Genomic DNA, 17,230 nt, shown 5'->3' on the forward strand with positions numbered 1-17,230 from the left:
AGGCTTTAAATTTAACCAGTGACGGGAGCCACTGGCTTTAAAATGTGGTGTTTTACAATTTAGGGTAACCAATACGATCTGATAAGTATCCAACACTGGTAGCAAAATAATAAGAGCGATTCCAATGCATGAATACTTTATAGTTGTCGTACGCTAAATACATTCGGCCATTAATATCGTCTGGCATAACTAATGCTGCTCGCACATCAGCCTTAGGTAAATCAGAGCCATCAGCTTTTCGTACACCAAGTGCTTGCCAATCAGCTAAAGTGCGCTCTGAGTCATTCCAATATTCTAGCCATTGTTTACGTGTTTTAGTGCCGCGTTTTAAAACGTACTTGCTATCGAAGTTATCTGGTAATTTTACTTGTCGGCCCCAAGTAAGCTCATCGTCCCAGCCTTCTTGTTTTAAGTAATTTGCAATGGAAGCAAAGGCATCTTCTTTTGTGGTCCAAATATCTTTACGTCCGTCATTATTATAATCAACAGCATAGGCATTAAAGGACGTTGGCATAAACTGTGTTTGCCCCATGGCACCTGCCCAAGAGCCTTTAAACTTATCTAAACTGATATGGCCTGATTTTAATATATCTAAAGCAGCCCATAATTGGCGTTTATAAAGAGTTTCTCTGCGGCCATCAAAAGCAAGGGTAACTAAAGACGATATAACATTATGTCCACCTTGAATTCTGCCAAAATTACTTTCAAGGCCCCATAAAGCAACAATAAAGCGGGCTTGCACACCATACTCTTTCGCTATTTTTTCAAGTACAACTTGGTTTTCTTTATAAAGTTGACGTGCTTTATCTATTTTCCACTGCGGCACTCTTTTAGGTAAATAAGTTTCGAGTGTTTCTTTTACTTCAGGTTGATTTTTATCAGCTGAAATGACCTTTTTTTTATATTTAGCTGTAGCAAATGCTTGATCAACCAGTTGTTGCTCATACCCTTTTGCTAAAGCTTGCGCTTTAAGATCACTTAAATAAATATCAAACTCAGCTTGTGTTTTAGCTGTAACAGGGACGCTTAAACACGCTCCACATAATAAAATGACTAATTTTTTAAACACTATCAACTCCGTTTTCTTTTTGTAGCTCACTCAACAAGTTTTCTTGCGGCGGTGGAATTTGTAGATAATAACCTTGCTCGGTTAATGCCTCCTTAACAGTTTCTAAATCAGCAGTTCCTAAATTATCTCGCTTAGCTAAATTGATTAACATGACATACTTAGGCTTACCAAACATGGTTAATAATGGCTCAGGCACTTTTGTAAAATCATCTCTTTTTTCAACAAATAAGAAAGTGTCCGCTTTTTTAATACTTTTATATACCGCAGTTAGCATTATCGCCCTTTATATCTTGCTTAACAGTTCGCCACATTATAACATGAGAGTAATAATAAGTTAGAAAAAATAGATTACAGATTACATGTTTATCGTTATAAAAGCATGTATATAGCTAATCAAACAACCTTATGAGTGTTTATGTCGGATCAAATTTTTGAGCTAAAAGGAAATCTTTTCACATTATCAGTTTTGCAGCTATTTAGCGCTGATATAACGTTATTAGCAGAGCAACTATATATAAAGGTTGCTCAAGCGCCACGTTTTTTTGAAGGGGCGCCTATTGTCGTAAATTTAAGTGATGTGCAAGGTGAAAGTATCGATTTTATTCATTTAAAATCGTTAATAGAACGACTGAATTTTAATCCTGTTGGTGTTTGTAATGGCAGTGAAGAACAACATAAACTTGCTAAATCAGCAGGCTTATCAGTTTTAAACTATGCTCAAGATGTTAAAAATGCCCCACCACAGCCGGTAGAAAATACATCAGTAATTGAAAAGACAGTGCATTTACCTGCTCAAATAATTAATGGTACTGTTCGCTCTGGCCAGCAAGTATATGCAAAAGAACGTGATTTAATCGTTATCGGTGCCGTCAGTCACGGTGCAGAGGTTATCGCAGATGGCAATGTACATATTTATGGTACATTAAGAGGCAGAGCAATTGCTGGGGCTAAAGGTTTAGATAGCGCACATATTTTTTGCCAAAAATTAGAGGCCGAATTGGTGTCTATTAATGGTAACTACTGGTTAAGTGACTCTCTACAAGGAGAACACTGGAGTAGTGCAGTACAAATAAAACAAAATAATGAATCATTAGAAATTTCAGCTTTGGTTAAAGGATAAATCTCATGGCAAAAGTAATTGTCGTAACGTCAGGTAAAGGCGGTGTTGGTAAAACAACATCAAGTGCTGCAATAGGCACCGGTTTAGCTTTAAAAGGCTATAAAACAGTCATTATCGACTTTGATATTGGACTACGTAACTTAGACTTAATAATGGGTTGCGAGCGCAGAGTTGTTTATGATTTTGTTAATGTCATCAATGGCGAAGCAAACTTAAATCAGGCACTTATCAAAGATAAGCGCGTTGAAAAGTTATTTTTATTACCCGCTTCACAAACTCGCGATAAAGACGCATTAACTCGCGACGGTGTAGAGCGTGTATTAAACGAATTAAAAGAAGATTTTGATTACATCGTATGTGATTCGCCTGCAGGTATCGAAGCCGGCGCAATGATGGCGATGTATTTTGCTGACGAAGCAATTGTAACCACTAACCCAGAAGTATCTTCTGTGCGTGATTCAGATCGTATTTTAGGTATTTTGCATAGTAAATCTAAACGTGCTGAAGAAGGGTTAGAAAATATAAAAGAGCACCTTTTATTAACTCGTTACAATCCTGAGCGTGTCGAAAAAGGTGAAATGCTTTCTGTTGAAGACGTACAAGATATTCTTTCGATTGAACTACTTGGTGTTATACCAGAATCACAAGCAGTATTAAGTGCTTCAAACTCGGGCCAACCTGTAATTTTAGATGCAGACTCTGACGCAGGACAAGCCTACGCAGATGCCATCAATAGATTACTTGGAGAAACTGTCGATTTTCGCTTTTTAGACGTAGAGAAAAAAGGCTTACTAAAACGGATATTTGGAGGTTAATGTGTCACTACTTGATTATTTCCGTTCTGAGAAAAAGAACACAGCTTCGCTAGCAAAAGAACGTCTGCAAATTATTGTTGCACATGAACGTTCGCAGCGAGGAACACCTGATTATTTGCCACAATTAAAGCAAGATATATTAGATGTGATCCGTAAGTACGTTAACGTAAGTACTGAGGCTGTTCAAGTACAGTTTGATCAAAATGAAGATGACTTAGCCGTACTCGAACTAAACGTTACATTACCAGACGAAGAGCCTAAATAAGCTTTATCCAATACACTGGTAAGTTAAAAGCCCATAATTAATTATGGGCTTTTTAGTGTCTAGTTAAAAAATGACTGATTTAAAAGCTTTCATAGTGGATGTGAGTTTCTAACACGCCTAAAGACTCTAAGTTCTGGCGGATTTCAGCCATAAACCCATAAGTACCACATAAAAAATATTGTGTATTGCTCGCTTTACACAAATTAATTAAATAATGGGCATTTATGCGTCCGGTTTCATTATAGTCTTTCCCCAATTTATCATTACCCAGAGGTTTACTATAAAAAGTAACATGATTAAAGTGATTATATTGCTCAGTAATATTTTTTACTTCGTGATGTAACGCATGAGTATGGCTATTTTGTGTTCCATGAACATACCAAACCGGTTTTTCAGTTTGCTCTACTAAACTTTGTAACATAGACAACAGCGGGGTAAAACCAACCCCTGCGCTAATTAATACAATGGGTGTGTCTACATTATCTATCACAAAACTGCCAGTCGGACGCCCTGCTTTTAGAGTCTCGCCGGTATTAAATTGATCATGTAAAAAACGAGATACCACGCCCATTTCTTCGCGTTTAACACTAATTCGATAATATTGGCCATCATCATAACCTGAAGATAAAGAATAGCTGCGTTTAGATAACCCCATTTGTCCGGGGATTTGTATCTCAATCGGTAAATGCTGCCCACCCGCATAAGGCGCTAGTGGTGTATTATCTACAGTAGAAAAATAAAATGACGTAATATTTGCTGATTCTTCTTCTCGCTTTATTAATTTTAAATTTAATAATTGATCATCTTGTTTTTGCCAGCGCAGAGAAAGGGCGTTAGGACGTTCAATTACATTAACAATATCTATAATTATCATTCGTTTAGCAGCACTGTCGTGGGGATTAACAGGCTCCCAATCTATCTTGGCATGACCTGATATATGCAGTAAACCTCCAGTTTCAAAGTCAATAAACACTAAGGCGATACGGCCATCACTGATAATATTACCAATCGTATTAAAAAAATTATTTCCCGAATAATCTGGTAAATAGAGTCTGGTTTTTGTCATTACTTTAACAAAGCCCGGCTCGCCGCCACGATGAGAGGCATCAAACCCGCTTGATAATGGCTCAGATTCATTTAACTGCCCAGAGCCTATAAATACGGTATCGGCATGGGTTATAAAACGTTGCTGCTCGTTACTCAATTCATGACTAGATATTGCAGGTAATGGCTTTTCGGTGAACTCACGCGTCCAGTTTCGTGGATGGATATATTGCGGACAATTCCCAAAGGTTTGGCCTATTTTTATCTCATACCCTGTATTTAGGGCTTTTATAAACCCACTGAACCTATTTCTGCGTCTATTTTGCAGCTCAATCCCCAATACACCAATATGACTACCATCGGAAAAACTAAGTTTTAAAGGGTCATCATCATTTATCTTCGCTGATAATGTTATTAAATGTTTGTTAGGAGATTGAATAAAGTCTTCATCTCCTTCAATTAGCGTTATCCATACATTACGCTGATTATCACTGCCACAGACAATTAAAAACGGTAAATGAGTATAAAAATCACGGTGTTGCTCAGGCAAATAATCACGAATGAAATCACCGGCCCATTGCGCTATATCATTCGCACCAGCTCGTTTTTGAGCAAGTATCTCCCCTTTATGAAAAGGAGATGGGGTTTGTGAGATTTTCATGCAGCCTACTCTTTTATACTATCGATTTAATGAAGGTTGAACCTTACTTTAATTAACCGTGCCTAAGCGTTAACTTAATTCAACATGTGCTGAAGGTATCATAGGAACAAAATTTGGTAATTGCTCTATACGCCCTATCCAAGCACGAATATTAGGGTATGCTTTTAGCGAAACACCTCCCTCTGGCGCATGTGCTATATAACTATATGCTGCAACATCGGCAATTGTAATATGCGTTTGCACTAACCACTGGCGATTTTCTAAATAGGCTTCCATCATAATCAATAAATCATGTGATTTTTTAACTGCGCCAGCATGATCCAACGGTGCGCCAAACAATGTTACTAAACGGGCCGCACATGGACCTGAATAAATATTGTCTGCAGCAATCGAAAGCCAACGCTGAACATTTGCAGCAGATTTAGCATCACACGGTAACCACTGTGAGTTAGGTGCATATTTTTGTACAAGGTAAATCAAAATTGCATTGCTATCTGATAATGTAAAACCCTCGTCATCAATTGCTGGCACTAGCCCAAATGGGCTTATTTTTAAATACGCTGCTTTTTTATGCTCTGCATTTTCCATATCAAGATCAATAGTTTGATAAGGCAAGTTTAGTAATGCCAACATGAGTTCAACCCGATGACAATGACCTGATTTAGGGTTCCTATATAACTTTATTTTATTGACCACAAAAAGTACCTATTTATTTGAATGCGAAATAAAGTGAATTAATACTCAATTAGTGTGTTTTTAATACACATCAACAAAACACCTAACCACTATTAACCCATTAGAGTGGTTAGTATGCTAAAGAGGTTTATCTAACCTGTCAAATGATTTATAGTGGTTATATGAAAACTACAAATAACAACTTTGTCCTCGTTGGCAATCACATCGTCATCGACTTTGTAAATACACAAATAATGGAAGACGCTCTTTTAGTTGAATTACTAAGTACGCAAGAAGATCTTAAAAGTTGGTGTGAAAGTGTGGATTATGAATTAGATAAAGACATAACATCTGATGAATTAGCGTCTGTCATTGAGCTAAGACAATGTATATATAACTGCTTAAATGCAAGTAACAACCAAGATGATATTGCAAAAATAAACGAATACATCAGTAAACATAGGCCTAATAACCTACTAACGTTCAATAAAGCACAAAATTCATTTAACCTAACACATGAGCGTTGTGCACACACAATCGAATCACTCCTTGGTAAACTTGCCTATGAATGCGCTAAATTACTATGCAGTGATCAAGTTAAAAACATAAAAAATTGTAGTAATCCACACTGTGTTTTAATGTTTTTAGATACCTCTCGTACAAAAAAAAGACGATGGTGTAGTATGGAAATATGCGGAAACCGTGCAAAAGCTGCCAAACACTATAAAAAACAACTCTCATAACGTTTCACTCCTTGATGATTATCATTATAACTATAATGATAATCTCAAGCGCACGTAGTGCCTCTTTTCTAAGTCAAACAAAAGCCTGTAAACCGCTAAAACAATAAAAGTAATAATTTATTATTTAAAAGTAATCGTTTAAATCAATTTCAACGTATAGCTAATATTATTAATTAAGTTGGTTAGAGAAATGATTGTTTTTTATGATGGGAACTGTCCATTGTGCTCAACAGAAATGAGAAAACTTAAACAAGCTGATTATAACAACAACATTGTTTTAGAAGACATTAACGCTCCAGACTTCGAACAGCGTTTTAATTATATTAAACGTGAAGATGCATTGCGGTTTTTACACGGGCAAACCAATGAAGGCGAAATGCTTTATGGCTTAGATGTCACAATAAAAGCATGGGCAACGGTAGGTAAGCACAAATGGCTTAACATTTTAAAGCTTCCACTAATTAATATTTTTGCAGATATTGGGTACTGGCTTTTTGCTAAATATCGTCAACCTATCGTGGGAATTTTTTGTCGCTCTTCATGTGGTTTAAAAAGATGAGTTTAACCTATGTACTATTTGGCACCAGCAGTGACATTGCAAAAAGTTATGTACGGTATTTAGCTAAAACCAAGCCACTTAGTCATGTAATTTGTATTAGTAGCAAACCCAATGATTTCGCTGATTTACCTATAAAAGTAACAAGCCTTTATTGTGACTACTCTGAACAAAGCTTAAAGAAAATCACCAATAAACTTAAAACTATAGTTACCAGCTTAAACCAAGTTATTGTTTTTAATGGTCTATTGCATTATGACAACCATGCACCAGAAAAGAAAATTGAAGACATTGATGCCAATTACTTCAACACCTTAATGAAGGCTAACAGTTTAACGCCAATTTTATGTATTCAAGCAATACTGCCATTATTATCTCATAACACACCGTGCACAATAACGGCTTTAAGTGCCCGAATAGGCAGTATTAATGATAATCAGCTTGGCGGCTGGTATAGCTACAGGGCAAGTAAAGCTGCACTTAATATGCTTTTTAAAACAGCTGCAATAGAAATAACACGAAGAGCTAAAAACACACAGCTTGTATTATTTCACCCAGGGACAACGGATACGAAACTATCAAAACCATTTCAAAAGAATATAAATAAAGAAAACCTGTTAACACCGGACTTTGTTGCGCAGAGTCTGTTCGCTCAATTACAAAATTTATCGTCTCAAGCTGATTCAAACAACCCAGCTTATATCGATTTCAATGGTCAACCCATAAGCTGGTAAAGGAAAACAATGATATTTAATACTGAGTCTATAAGTAAGTTAGAAAAGAAATACAGAACACATTTAATAAACTCGTTGTCGGGTTTTAAAAGTGCGAATCTAATTGGTACTCAAGATTTATTCGGAAATACTAACCTAGCAATAGTCAGCTCAGTGTTTCATTTAGGCGCACACCCTCCTTTGGTAGGAATGATAATTCGACCTCACAGTTCACCACGACACACCCTTGAAAATATTATTGAAACTGGGTTTTATACAATAAATCAGGTAAATGGAGATATTTATAAACAAGCTCACCAAACTTCTGCACGATACGATAAATTCGAATCTGAGTTTGATAATACAGGATTAACTAAACAATACTTAGGCGGTTTAAATGCCCCTTATGTAAAACAAAGTCGATTAAAGTATGGTGTGAAGTTAGTCGAAAACCAATGTTTATCTGTTAATGATACCCAACTTGTCATTGGTTTAATCGTTGAGATTCATGTTGATGATAAAGCAATTGATGACGATGGTTTTGTAAACTTACAAGCGATAGACACAGTTGCACTAAGCGGATTAGATTGTTACCACAGCACCGAAAAATTAGCGCGCTTACCGTATGCAAAAAAATAGCATCATTCTATTTGACTTAACATGTGCTTGAGTTTATTTACCGTGTTTAAGTTACGCCCAGTGGTCGTTTGCGATAAACATTGAGCAATGTTTTTTACTAATTTTGAACGGCCGATCCCTTGCGGCGCATATAAATAAAAGACATTATCTATAACCGAGTAGTTTTCTGTTTCGGCTATATATTTGTTTAATAAATCAATATTTACACTTATACGGGTATCACAAAAGTATAAGTGTACTGACTTAGGCTCGTGATCCGAAAAAGGGTTTTGTACACTATTTCGCAAAAATTCTTCTTCAGTAAATAAAAATATCGAAGGGGAAAAACCAAAGTTTTCAGCCACTATTTTTTTTACTTTCTCTAGTGGGTTATTCTGACTTTGTAAAACAATATTACCGCTTTGAATGTATGAAGATACAGTGTTAAACCCTGCACTTTGAAGCAAACCTACAAGTTGCTTCATGGGTAAAATGTTGTTACCACCCACATTTATACCTCTAAACAGTAATATAAATTTTTCCATCTCATTTCCTTATTTAGCTTATCGAGTTGGTTAAGTATCCCATTCACTCAATACATCTTTAACATACTTATAGCGCCAAGAACTTAATAAATCAGGCTTAATATGGTTCTCTCTTTGTGCGGGAGTTAATTTCCAATTCCAGCTTAACAATTGATTTATTTGCTTTTTAGAGGCCATAACATCTTCAGGTATGTCATGCTCTTTGGCAACTTTAGTGATTTTTTGTCTGACTTCTTTTGCTACTTTTTTATAATTAACAAAATCAATAAGGCGCTTAAGCTGTGCAGGGAAATTTTCAGGGTCGATTGCTTTCGCTCGATCAATGCATTTTAAAATTTCAATACCTGAACGATTAATTTCCATTGATTCAACACCCGGGATTTGTCTTAACGAGTTTAAACTTGAAGGTGCCCGTTTTGCAATTTCAACTAAGTTGTGCTCTTTAAGTACAAAATTTAATGCTAAATTTTTTCTTATCGCTTTGTTTTTCCGCCATGCAGCAAGCTCTTTTAATACCACAAGTTCATGAGGTTTTAGCTGCCAAGCATTTTTTATATCTTTGTAAATTTCACTATCAGGCAATGAAAAGGCGCGTTTATTAGCAACCAAGCAACTTTCATTAATGACAATATCAAAAAACCCAGCATGATTAATTTTTTCTATTATTTGTTCAAAGCATGGTAGTAGGTAATAAGTATCGGCTGCGGCATAATCAAGTTGTTTTTCAGTTAATGGGCGTTGTAACCAATTGGTTCTTGATTCGCTTTTATCAATTTCAACATCAAGTAATTTGTTAACCATTAACGCAAAACCCATGCAATTGCCTTCGCCTAATAGCTGTAAAGCAAACTGTGTATCAAACAATGGCGCAGGAACAAAACCTGCGTATTTTTGAAATACCTCAATATCCTCTGAGGGCGAGTGCAATACTTTTAATACATTGGGGTCTTTTAATATTTGCCAAAAATCAAATAACGATAGCTCAGCAAGGGGATCAATTAATGCTAAATGCTCACCATCAAACACTTGTATTAGTGCCACTTCTGGGTAGAGAGTGCGCCTACGCATAAATTCAGTATCTATGGCTAAAATGGGCTTATTTTTTATTTTTTCAACAAAACTATTTAGCTGGTTTTGGTTTTCAATCAATTGATACTGCACTTAGTCTCCTACAATAAAAAAGCCGACATGGTTGTCGGCTTTTTTTAAATACTAATCTTTTAAGGCTCTTCTGAGTATTTTACCTACGTTTGTTTTAGGTAACTCATCTCTAAACTCAACCAGTTTAGGGACCTTATAATTAGTTAGATTATCACGACAATGTTTTATTATATCTTTTTCAGTTAAAGATTGATCTTTTTTCACAACAAAAACTTTAACTTGTTCACCACTCACATCATGAGGTACACCAATGGCCGCAACCTCTAATACCCCTTCATGCATTGCGACAACTTCTTCTATTTCATTAGGAAATACATTAAAGCCAGATACAATGATCATATCTTTTTTACGATCTACAATATAAAAGAAGCCTTCATCATCATAAGTTGCAATATCACCCGTTGCAAACCAACCATCTGTTAAACACTCATCAGTTGCATCAGGTCGATTATAATAACCGACCATAACTTGAGGACCTTTTACCCATAACTCGCCAGGCTCACCTTTTGCAGCCTCTTCACCATTTTCAAGCATCAGCTTTAATTCTGTTGAAGGAGCAGGTAAACCAATTGAACCATTATAGGCGTCTAAATCATAAGGGCTAATCGTTACTAATGGGGCGCATTCAGTTAAACCATAACCTTCCATGAGTTTAACACCCGTTACTTGTTGCCATTTTTCGGCAACGGGACGTTGTACTGCCATCCCCCCGCCTAACGACATTTTAAGATGGCTAAAATCAAGTGTGTCAAAATCTGGCGTATTTAATAAACCATTAAACAAAGTGTTAACACCAGTAATTGCGGTAAATTTATGTTGACCTAACTCTTTTACAAAGCCAGGCATATCGCGAGGGTTTGTGATTAATAAGTTTAATCCCCCGTATTTCATAAAGGTTAAGCAATTCGCTGTTAACGCAAAGATATGATAAAGAGGCAACGCTGTTACCACTACTTCTTTACCACGTTCGAGTACATTATCTAAACAGCCAGATACTTGCTCTAAATTACCCACCATATTGCCATGACTTAGCATTGCACCTTTAGATACACCGGTTGTACCACCCGTGTATTGTAAAAAAGCAAGATCGGATAAATTTATATCAGGTCTTTCGTACTTATTGGCATCGGCTTTAAGCACGTCAGAAAATTTAATGGTGTTAGGTAAATTAAATTCAGGCACCATTTTTTTCACGTATTTAACAACGAAATTAACGATATGCTTTTTAATACTCCCTACCATATCGCCAACTTCGGTGACTACGATATGTTTAACATCTGTTTTAGCTAATGCTTTTTCAAGTGTGACAGCAAAATTAGCTAAGATGAAAATAGCAGAAGTATCTGAATCCTTTAATTGATGCTCAAGCTCACGTACGGTGTAAAGTGGGTTAACGTTAACCACAACGCAACCCGCTCGCAAAACACCCAAAATGGTAATAGGTGTTTGTAACAAGTTAGGCATCATAACAGCAACTTTGTCGCCTTTTTTAAGCCCTAAATCATGCTGTAAATATGATGCAACTTTTTTTGTCGCGTCGTCTATTTCTTGATAACTGAGTGTTTTACCCATATTGGTGAAAGCGGGTAATTGTGTGTATTCATCAAAGCATTTTTCAAATACTTCTAATAATGAGTTGTAATGCTCAGGGTCGATTGTTTCGGGCATACCCTCGGGGTATCGTTTAAGCCAGATTTTTTCCACACTTAGCTCCTATTTTATTTATAGTTTTTTAACCTTAGTGTTGTCAGTAAGGTAGTTCGTGCAATTGAGCAAATACTCTAATCGAAGAATAATCCCATATTTACCGTCAATTTACAATTAAGGTGCACTATTTTGCACGATAAAGGCATGAACATGTTCATAACATAGTTCACTACTTTGGATATGGCAATGATGTCCTCCATTAACTTTTTTCACAGTTAAGTTATTGTAATAATTACCGTACTGTTCAAAGTTTTGCTTTACAAAATCATAGCCATTATGGCCCAATATTAACTGACATGGTGCAGAGAAATCTTTTATTGCACCAATACATTGCGCCTTACTAAAACGAAAAGCTGATTTATTTTTAAGCTTTGGATCTGTCGTTAAGCTAAAACCACCAGCCACTGATTTTATGTTTCGCTGCATCAGTAACTCAATTTGCTCAAGTGTTAAATCACTATTTAGAGCACGCGCCAAGTGAATCATTTTTTCATTTTCATAAGTTTTTAGTGCTTTTTCATTCGCTCGTTTTCTACTAAGTATTGATTGTTTTAATTGTATGGCAGTTTCATGTTCTTCAGATGTGATCAAAGCAAAACCTTCTATAAAGGTCACTGACTTTACATATTCATTAAAACTACTTGCAAACAATCCGGCTACCATTGCCCCCATCGAATGCCCAACCAAATGAACTTTTTTATAGCCTAATGTTTTAATTAAATTATATAAGTCATCAACATAATCAACAAAATGATACTGTGCATCAACGCCACGCCAAGACGATAAACCATGTCCAGCTAAATCAAAGCAATACCAAGTATGTGTCAGCGCTTTATCACAGAGCATAGGTAAAAAACTGTGACAGTTATCTAACCAACCATGAAGTGCAATAACGACTTCGTCACCTTCCCCTGCTTTAAACCCACTTAACTGAAGATGCGCTGTTTTAATATTAATAGACTGCACTTAATACCCTTGCTTTTCGTCTTATATCTGTTTATTAAACACGTGAATATAATAAAAAATAGACTGTAAATTAATTATAATCAGAATAAATATCATTTATTTATCTGCCGATGGGTATACAATAACAGCGGTTAAATTTTTTAGGTACTTTTAAGGGATAATAATGAAAAAACAACTTAGCTTATTAGCGTTATTGTGCTCGGCTACGAGTATTTACGCAAATGAAGCGCCAAAGAATGTCATATACATGATAGGTGATGGCATGGGCCCCGCATTCACAACCGCATACCGTTATTATAAAGATGATCCTGCAACCAAAGAAATTGAAACAACTGTTTTCGATACGATTTTAACGGGTATGGCACGCACTTACCCTGATGATCATACTTATGTGACAGACAGCGCCGCCGGTGCAACTGCATTAAGTAGTGGTCATAAAAGTTATAACGGTGCAATTGCTGTTGATACCGATAAAAAAAGCGTAAAAACCATGCTAGAAATCGCAAAAGAGCGTGGTATGACAACGGCCTTAGTGGCAACATCTCAAATTAACCATGCCACACCGGCAAGTTTTGCAGCTCACAATGAATCGCGTAATAACTATGATGCTATTGCAGATCAATATATAGATAATAAAATTGCAGGTAAGCTACCTGTCGATTTAATGCTAGGTGGGGGGACTAAATACTTTACCCGTGATGAGCGCAATTTAGTTGCTGAATTTAAACAAGCCGGCTATCAGTACAATGACAATATTAATAATTTAGCTGAACTAACGCAAATACCAGCGATAGGCTTGTATGCTGAAGTGGGCTTGCCATTTGCTATTGATGAAAACCCAACGCGTCTCACTAAGCTAACCACTAAAACACTAAACTTACTAGAAGATCAGAACGAAAATGGTTTTTTTGCCATGATCGAAGGTAGCCAAATTGATTGGTGTGCCCATGCAAATGATGTTGCTTGTGCTATGGCTGAAATGGATGACTTTGCAAAGTCTATTAAGGTAGCAAAGCAATATATTGACAAACACCCAGATACCATTTTAGTTGTTACAGCCGATCACTCAACTGGCGGATTCACAATAGGTGCTCACGGTCAATATAAATGGGATACAAACGTTGTTAAGGGGGTAAAAGCGTCGGCTGTTAAACTCACTAAGTTACTTTTAGCCGCTGATGATTTAGCGCCTGTATGGAATAAATATACTAATATAGAATTTACTCCTGTACATAAGGCGCAGCTTGAACAAGCTAAAAAACTGGGCGATAAAGCATTAAACCTAGCTATAAAGTCAATCATTAGTAATGAAAGCTTTACCGGGTGGACAACTACGGGTCACACTGCGGTTGATGTGCAAGTGTTCGCTTATGGTCAAGGGAGCGAGAAATTTATTGGCGCCCAAAACAATATTGACATTGCAGACAAATTAATCAATTTCATTCAACAATAAAGCGTGTAAATATTTTTAAGCATAAAAAAACCCGGTGTAATAACCGGGTTTTTTGTCACATCAATTAAGCATTAAGCGTAAATATCTACGCCAATCATGCTTTGAACCTCAGCGCGCCTCTCTAAGTTTGCAAACTCAGTATAAGTAGAAATGGCTTTACTCGTTTGTGCGTTAGGTTGGTCATAAATTGTATTACTGTATTGCGACTGTGCACTATTTGCTTGAAAAAATGCCTCTGCTTGCTCTTGGCCTTGTCGCGTATTTTTTACAAATTGGTTGTTAATTTCGGTGGTTGTTGTTTGTTCTAGTAACGGTTTAGCTTTAATAGCAACCGATGTAGAAGTAACCTTACCTGGTATATCACCGGTATAAAAACCCGATCCAATTGGTAATGTCATTGTACAACTCCAAAATTAAACATAATAAAATTATGCTGTAAAAAAGAGCAATTTGCAACTTAACAGGCTATTCACGCCCAGGTAGTTTTTTCCATGTGACGGTATCGCGTACATATTTAGGCTGCGCTTCACTTGCTTTAACAACATCCCCCTTTATAAATGCGTGATCGACCAAGGCCAACATATACTTTGCATCAGGTAATGTAATTTCAGTATTTATCGTAATATCGTGAGCCTCATCTAATGTATCGGGATAACTTTTAAAGCCGGTACCGACAGCAACACCTGATAAATCGGCTAACTCGTTTTCTTTAAGTAAAAGTTCAGGTTTAATTACACATTCATCGTTAACTAAATCGACTAAGCCATTTGTTACTTTATAGTGTGCAAAATATATCTCTCCCATACGTGCATCTATTGCAGGAAAAATACACTTTGCATTACACTGCTCAAATGCATGTTGCGCCATAATTGCTAAAGTAGATACGCCAACCAAAGGCAACTTAGCGGCGTAACCTAGACCTTGTGCAATGGCAACACTAATACGTACGCCGGTAAAACTACCTGGGCCTTGGCCAAATCCAATCACATCAAGATCGCTCAATTTGCATTGCGCATTTGCCAACAACTCATCAATCAGCGGTAATATTTTTTGACTATGTTGTTGTGGACACTCTTCAAAATGATGAAATGTTTTACCATTAACATGTAGCACTATCGACAGGGCTTCGGTTGATGCATCTAGGGCTAAAATATTGCTTTTTATCATTTTGTTACTCAATTAATTTGTTGTAAAAATTTATTTGCTTGCTCTAAACTACGTGTGCGCTTCATTGGCGGTAAGCTTTTTAAAAATACTTGTCCGTATTGGCGCGTTACTAAACGATTATCGCAAATCACTAATACGCCTTTATCTTTATTATCACGAATTAAACGCCCAACCCCTTGCTTAAGTGCTATCACTGCTTGTGGTAATTGAATATGGGCAAATGGGTCTTTGCCTTGCATTTGGCAATCTTGCATTTTTGCTTGTAATAAAGGGTCATCGGGTGCTGCAAAAGGCAATTTGTCAATAATAACACAACTTAATGTACTACCACGTACATCAACCCCTTCCCAAAAAGAAGCCGTACCTAATAACACAGCATTCCCATGACGGGTAAATTTTTCTAAAATAATACGTTTTGACATTTGCCCCTGCATATACACAGGATAATCTATTTGAGTTGTCAGGCCCTGAGCGACCATGTGCATCATACGGTAACTGGTAAAGAGCACAAAACATCGCCCTTTTGCCGATTTAATTAACTCAAGTGTTAATCGAACAATGGCATGGGGCATATTATCAGCGTGCGATTCGGGTAAATAACGCGGTAAACACAACATAGCCTGATTTGGGTAATCAAACGGACTATCTACAATCATGCTTTGGGCTGGTTTTAAGCCTAAGCTATCATTAAAGTGACTCAATTCATTATCAACAGATAAAGTCGCAGAGGTAAACACAAACCCTGCGCCGGTGTCTTTCATCATTTGTGCAAATTTTGCTGATACATTTAGCGGGGTAATGTTAATGCTTAAATAGCGCCGCGTGGTTTCATACCAATAACTAAAACCCGTTTGTGCTGTATCAAACACACGCTCTAACTGGCCTTTAAAAGCCAATGCTCTTTCAAAAGGATGTTCTATCTTTTCACTTCTATCTAAACATAGCTTTAAAACTTGATACACAAAATCTAGATCGCTAATAACGCGATGCAATGCGGCACAAATTTGTTGATCACTCAACTTTTCTCGCCAATCACCACGACTTCCATCCACCCCAAATTGCAGTCGTAAATCTGCGGTACTGGTTTCGAGTTTATTTAAACTTTTACCTAATTGCAGCATATCGGGAATATCTGCTCGATAAATTGCTCTTAAATCATTTATTAAATCAACGAGCTTTTTAGTACTGACCGTTTCGCCAAAATAATCACTGGCAATTTCACTTAGTTGATGTGCTTCATCAAAAATGTACGCGTCGGCAGTAGGCATTAACTCAGCAAAGCCACTGTCTTTTACCGCCATATCGGCAAAAAACAAATGATGATTTATCACCACGACATCCGCTTGTGCAGCATTTAAACGTGCTTTTCGGATATAACAACTTTGAAAATCAGGGCATTCTTTGCCTAAACAGTTATCGGTCGTAGAATTAACATAAGGCAACACTTTGGCGTCTTCTTCTATACCAACACAATCAGCCAAATCACCCGATTGCGTTTCACTTGCAAATTTGGCCACCATAGCCAGCTGATGCATTACATCACTGTCGTCTGTAGGCACATGAGCAATATGTTGATTTAATCGATACGTACATAAATAGTTAGCCCGACCTTTTAATAAAGCTGTTTTTTTACTGGTTTTTAACGCATTCACTAACTGGGGTAAATCACGGTGATAAAGCTGCTCTTGCAGTGCCTTTGACCCCGTAGAGATAATTGTTTTTCCTTTTGATTTAAGTGCTGGGGCTAAATAAGCATAGGTTTTACCGGTGCCCGTACCGGCTTCAACCACTAATTGTGAGCTGTTTTTTAATGCAGTATCGACAGCAACAGCCATATCAATTTGTGGCTGGCGAGGTGTATAGCCAGTTAATGCTAAAGCTAAAGGTCCGGTTGCACTAAACAGTTGTTTGATAACAGCAATCGCAAATAAAATAATAATAACGCGATTTTA

At 36.8% G+C, this 17,230-nt stretch carries 19 protein-coding genes; 8 read left to right on the top strand and 11 right to left on the bottom strand.

What is annotated here, in order from left to right; genetic code table 11:
- Positions 1-52: 52 nt before the first annotated feature.
- Together J8L70_RS09025 and J8L70_RS09030 are read right to left on the bottom strand one after the other, a co-directional pair.
- Positions 53-1,069, bottom strand: a complete 1,017-nt coding sequence (locus tag J8L70_RS09025; RefSeq protein ID WP_211055242.1) for a lytic murein transglycosylase — start codon at positions 1,067-1,069, stop codon at positions 53-55.
- On the bottom strand, positions 1,062-1,343 hold the full coding sequence (locus J8L70_RS09030; protein WP_211055243.1) for a YcgL domain-containing protein: 282 nt from the start codon (positions 1,341-1,343) through the stop codon (positions 1,062-1,064). Before J8L70_RS09030 ends, J8L70_RS09025 begins: the two co-directional genes overlap by 8 nt.
- Positions 1,344-1,484: 141 nt before the next feature.
- Between J8L70_RS09030 and minC the strand changes: the two genes are divergently transcribed.
- Genes minC through minE form a run of 3 tightly spaced genes read left to right on the top strand, consistent with a single transcriptional unit; the run spans position 1,485 to position 3,269 of the window.
- Positions 1,485-2,189 carry a septum site-determining protein MinC gene (gene minC, locus J8L70_RS09035; protein ID WP_211055244.1) on the top strand — a complete coding sequence of 235 codons (705 nt, stop codon included), beginning with the start codon at positions 1,485-1,487 and terminating at the stop codon, positions 2,187-2,189.
- Positions 2,190-2,194: 5 nt separating this feature from the next.
- The gene (gene minD / locus J8L70_RS09040; protein ID WP_211055245.1) at positions 2,195-3,004 is read left to right on the top strand and encodes a septum site-determining protein MinD; all 810 of its coding nucleotides are present in this window, start codon (positions 2,195-2,197) and stop codon (positions 3,002-3,004) included.
- Position 3,005: 1 nt separating this feature from the next.
- The gene (minE, locus tag J8L70_RS09045) at positions 3,006-3,269 is read left to right on the top strand and encodes a cell division topological specificity factor MinE (protein WP_211055246.1); all 264 of its coding nucleotides are present in this window, start codon (positions 3,006-3,008) and stop codon (positions 3,267-3,269) included.
- A 79-nt stretch (positions 3,270-3,348) separates the two neighbouring features.
- On the opposite strand, the gene J8L70_RS09050 is transcribed toward minE, so the two are convergent.
- Together J8L70_RS09050 and J8L70_RS09055 are read right to left on the bottom strand one after the other, a co-directional pair.
- Positions 3,349-4,974 (bottom strand): FAD-binding oxidoreductase, encoded by a 1,626-nt coding sequence (locus J8L70_RS09050; protein ID WP_211055247.1) that lies wholly within the window; start codon positions 4,972-4,974, stop codon positions 3,349-3,351.
- Positions 4,975-5,043: 69 nt separating this feature from the next.
- Positions 5,044-5,670, bottom strand: a complete 627-nt coding sequence (locus J8L70_RS09055; protein WP_348772146.1) for a glutathione S-transferase — start codon at positions 5,668-5,670, stop codon at positions 5,044-5,046.
- Positions 5,671-5,831: 161 nt separating this feature from the next.
- On the opposite strand from J8L70_RS09055, the gene J8L70_RS09060 reads away from it, so the two are divergent.
- The 4 genes from J8L70_RS09060 (at position 5,832) to J8L70_RS09075 (ending at position 8,300) form a co-directional block, all read left to right on the top strand.
- Complete coding sequence (locus J8L70_RS09060) at positions 5,832-6,392, top strand: CGNR zinc finger domain-containing protein (protein ID WP_211055248.1); 561 nt, start codon at positions 5,832-5,834, stop codon at positions 6,390-6,392.
- 190 nt (positions 6,393-6,582) lie between these two features.
- Complete coding sequence (locus tag J8L70_RS09065) at positions 6,583-6,951, top strand: DUF393 domain-containing protein (RefSeq protein ID WP_211055249.1); 369 nt, start codon at positions 6,583-6,585, stop codon at positions 6,949-6,951.
- Complete coding sequence (locus tag J8L70_RS09070; protein ID WP_211055250.1) at positions 6,948-7,682, top strand: SDR family NAD(P)-dependent oxidoreductase; 735 nt, start codon at positions 6,948-6,950, stop codon at positions 7,680-7,682. Before J8L70_RS09065 ends, J8L70_RS09070 begins: the two co-directional genes overlap by 4 nt.
- A gap of 9 nt (positions 7,683-7,691) precedes the next feature.
- Positions 7,692-8,300, top strand: coding sequence for a flavin reductase (locus tag J8L70_RS09075; protein ID WP_211055251.1), 609 nt, complete (start codon positions 7,692-7,694; stop codon positions 8,298-8,300).
- 2 nt (positions 8,301-8,302) lie between these two features.
- On the opposite strand, the gene J8L70_RS09080 is transcribed toward J8L70_RS09075, so the two are convergent.
- The 4 genes from J8L70_RS09080 to J8L70_RS09095 all read right to left on the bottom strand — a co-directional run bounded on the left by J8L70_RS09080 (position 8,303) and on the right by J8L70_RS09095 (position 12,658).
- Positions 8,303-8,824: a DUF1697 domain-containing protein gene (locus J8L70_RS09080; RefSeq protein WP_211055252.1), complete on the bottom strand. Its 522-nt coding sequence runs from the start codon at positions 8,822-8,824 to the stop codon at positions 8,303-8,305.
- A 30-nt stretch (positions 8,825-8,854) separates the two neighbouring features.
- Positions 8,855-9,985 (bottom strand): ribonuclease D, encoded by a 1,131-nt coding sequence (gene rnd / locus J8L70_RS09085; protein WP_211055253.1) that lies wholly within the window; start codon positions 9,983-9,985, stop codon positions 8,855-8,857.
- 51 nt (positions 9,986-10,036) lie between these two features.
- Positions 10,037-11,689: a long-chain-fatty-acid--CoA ligase FadD gene (gene fadD, locus J8L70_RS09090; RefSeq protein ID WP_211055254.1), complete on the bottom strand. Its 1,653-nt coding sequence runs from the start codon at positions 11,687-11,689 to the stop codon at positions 10,037-10,039.
- 117 nt (positions 11,690-11,806) lie between these two features.
- The gene (locus J8L70_RS09095) at positions 11,807-12,658 is read right to left on the bottom strand and encodes an alpha/beta hydrolase (RefSeq protein WP_211055255.1); all 852 of its coding nucleotides are present in this window, start codon (positions 12,656-12,658) and stop codon (positions 11,807-11,809) included.
- A gap of 163 nt (positions 12,659-12,821) precedes the next feature.
- On the opposite strand from J8L70_RS09095, the gene J8L70_RS09100 reads away from it, so the two are divergent.
- Positions 12,822-14,111 (top strand): alkaline phosphatase, encoded by a 1,290-nt coding sequence (locus J8L70_RS09100; RefSeq protein WP_211055256.1) that lies wholly within the window; start codon positions 12,822-12,824, stop codon positions 14,109-14,111.
- Positions 14,112-14,182: 71 nt separating this feature from the next.
- On the opposite strand, the gene J8L70_RS09105 is transcribed toward J8L70_RS09100, so the two are convergent.
- The 3 genes from J8L70_RS09105 to J8L70_RS09115 form a co-directional block, all read right to left on the bottom strand.
- A complete protein-coding gene (locus J8L70_RS09105) occupies positions 14,183-14,509 on the bottom strand; it encodes a hypothetical protein (RefSeq protein WP_211055257.1) in 327 nt (108 codons plus the stop codon).
- A gap of 67 nt (positions 14,510-14,576) precedes the next feature.
- Positions 14,577-15,278, bottom strand: coding sequence for a tRNA (adenosine(37)-N6)-threonylcarbamoyltransferase complex dimerization subunit type 1 TsaB (gene tsaB / locus J8L70_RS09110; protein WP_211055258.1), 702 nt, complete (start codon positions 15,276-15,278; stop codon positions 14,577-14,579).
- A gap of 8 nt (positions 15,279-15,286) precedes the next feature.
- Positions 15,287-17,113: an ATP-dependent DNA helicase gene (locus J8L70_RS09115; RefSeq protein WP_247664755.1), complete on the bottom strand. Its 1,827-nt coding sequence runs from the start codon at positions 17,111-17,113 to the stop codon at positions 15,287-15,289.
- Between the last annotated feature and the right edge of the window lie 117 nt (positions 17,114-17,230).

Source organism: Pseudoalteromonas sp. MMG010, from assembly GCF_018100905.1.
Classification (GTDB): Bacteria; Pseudomonadota; Gammaproteobacteria; order Enterobacterales; family Alteromonadaceae; genus Pseudoalteromonas.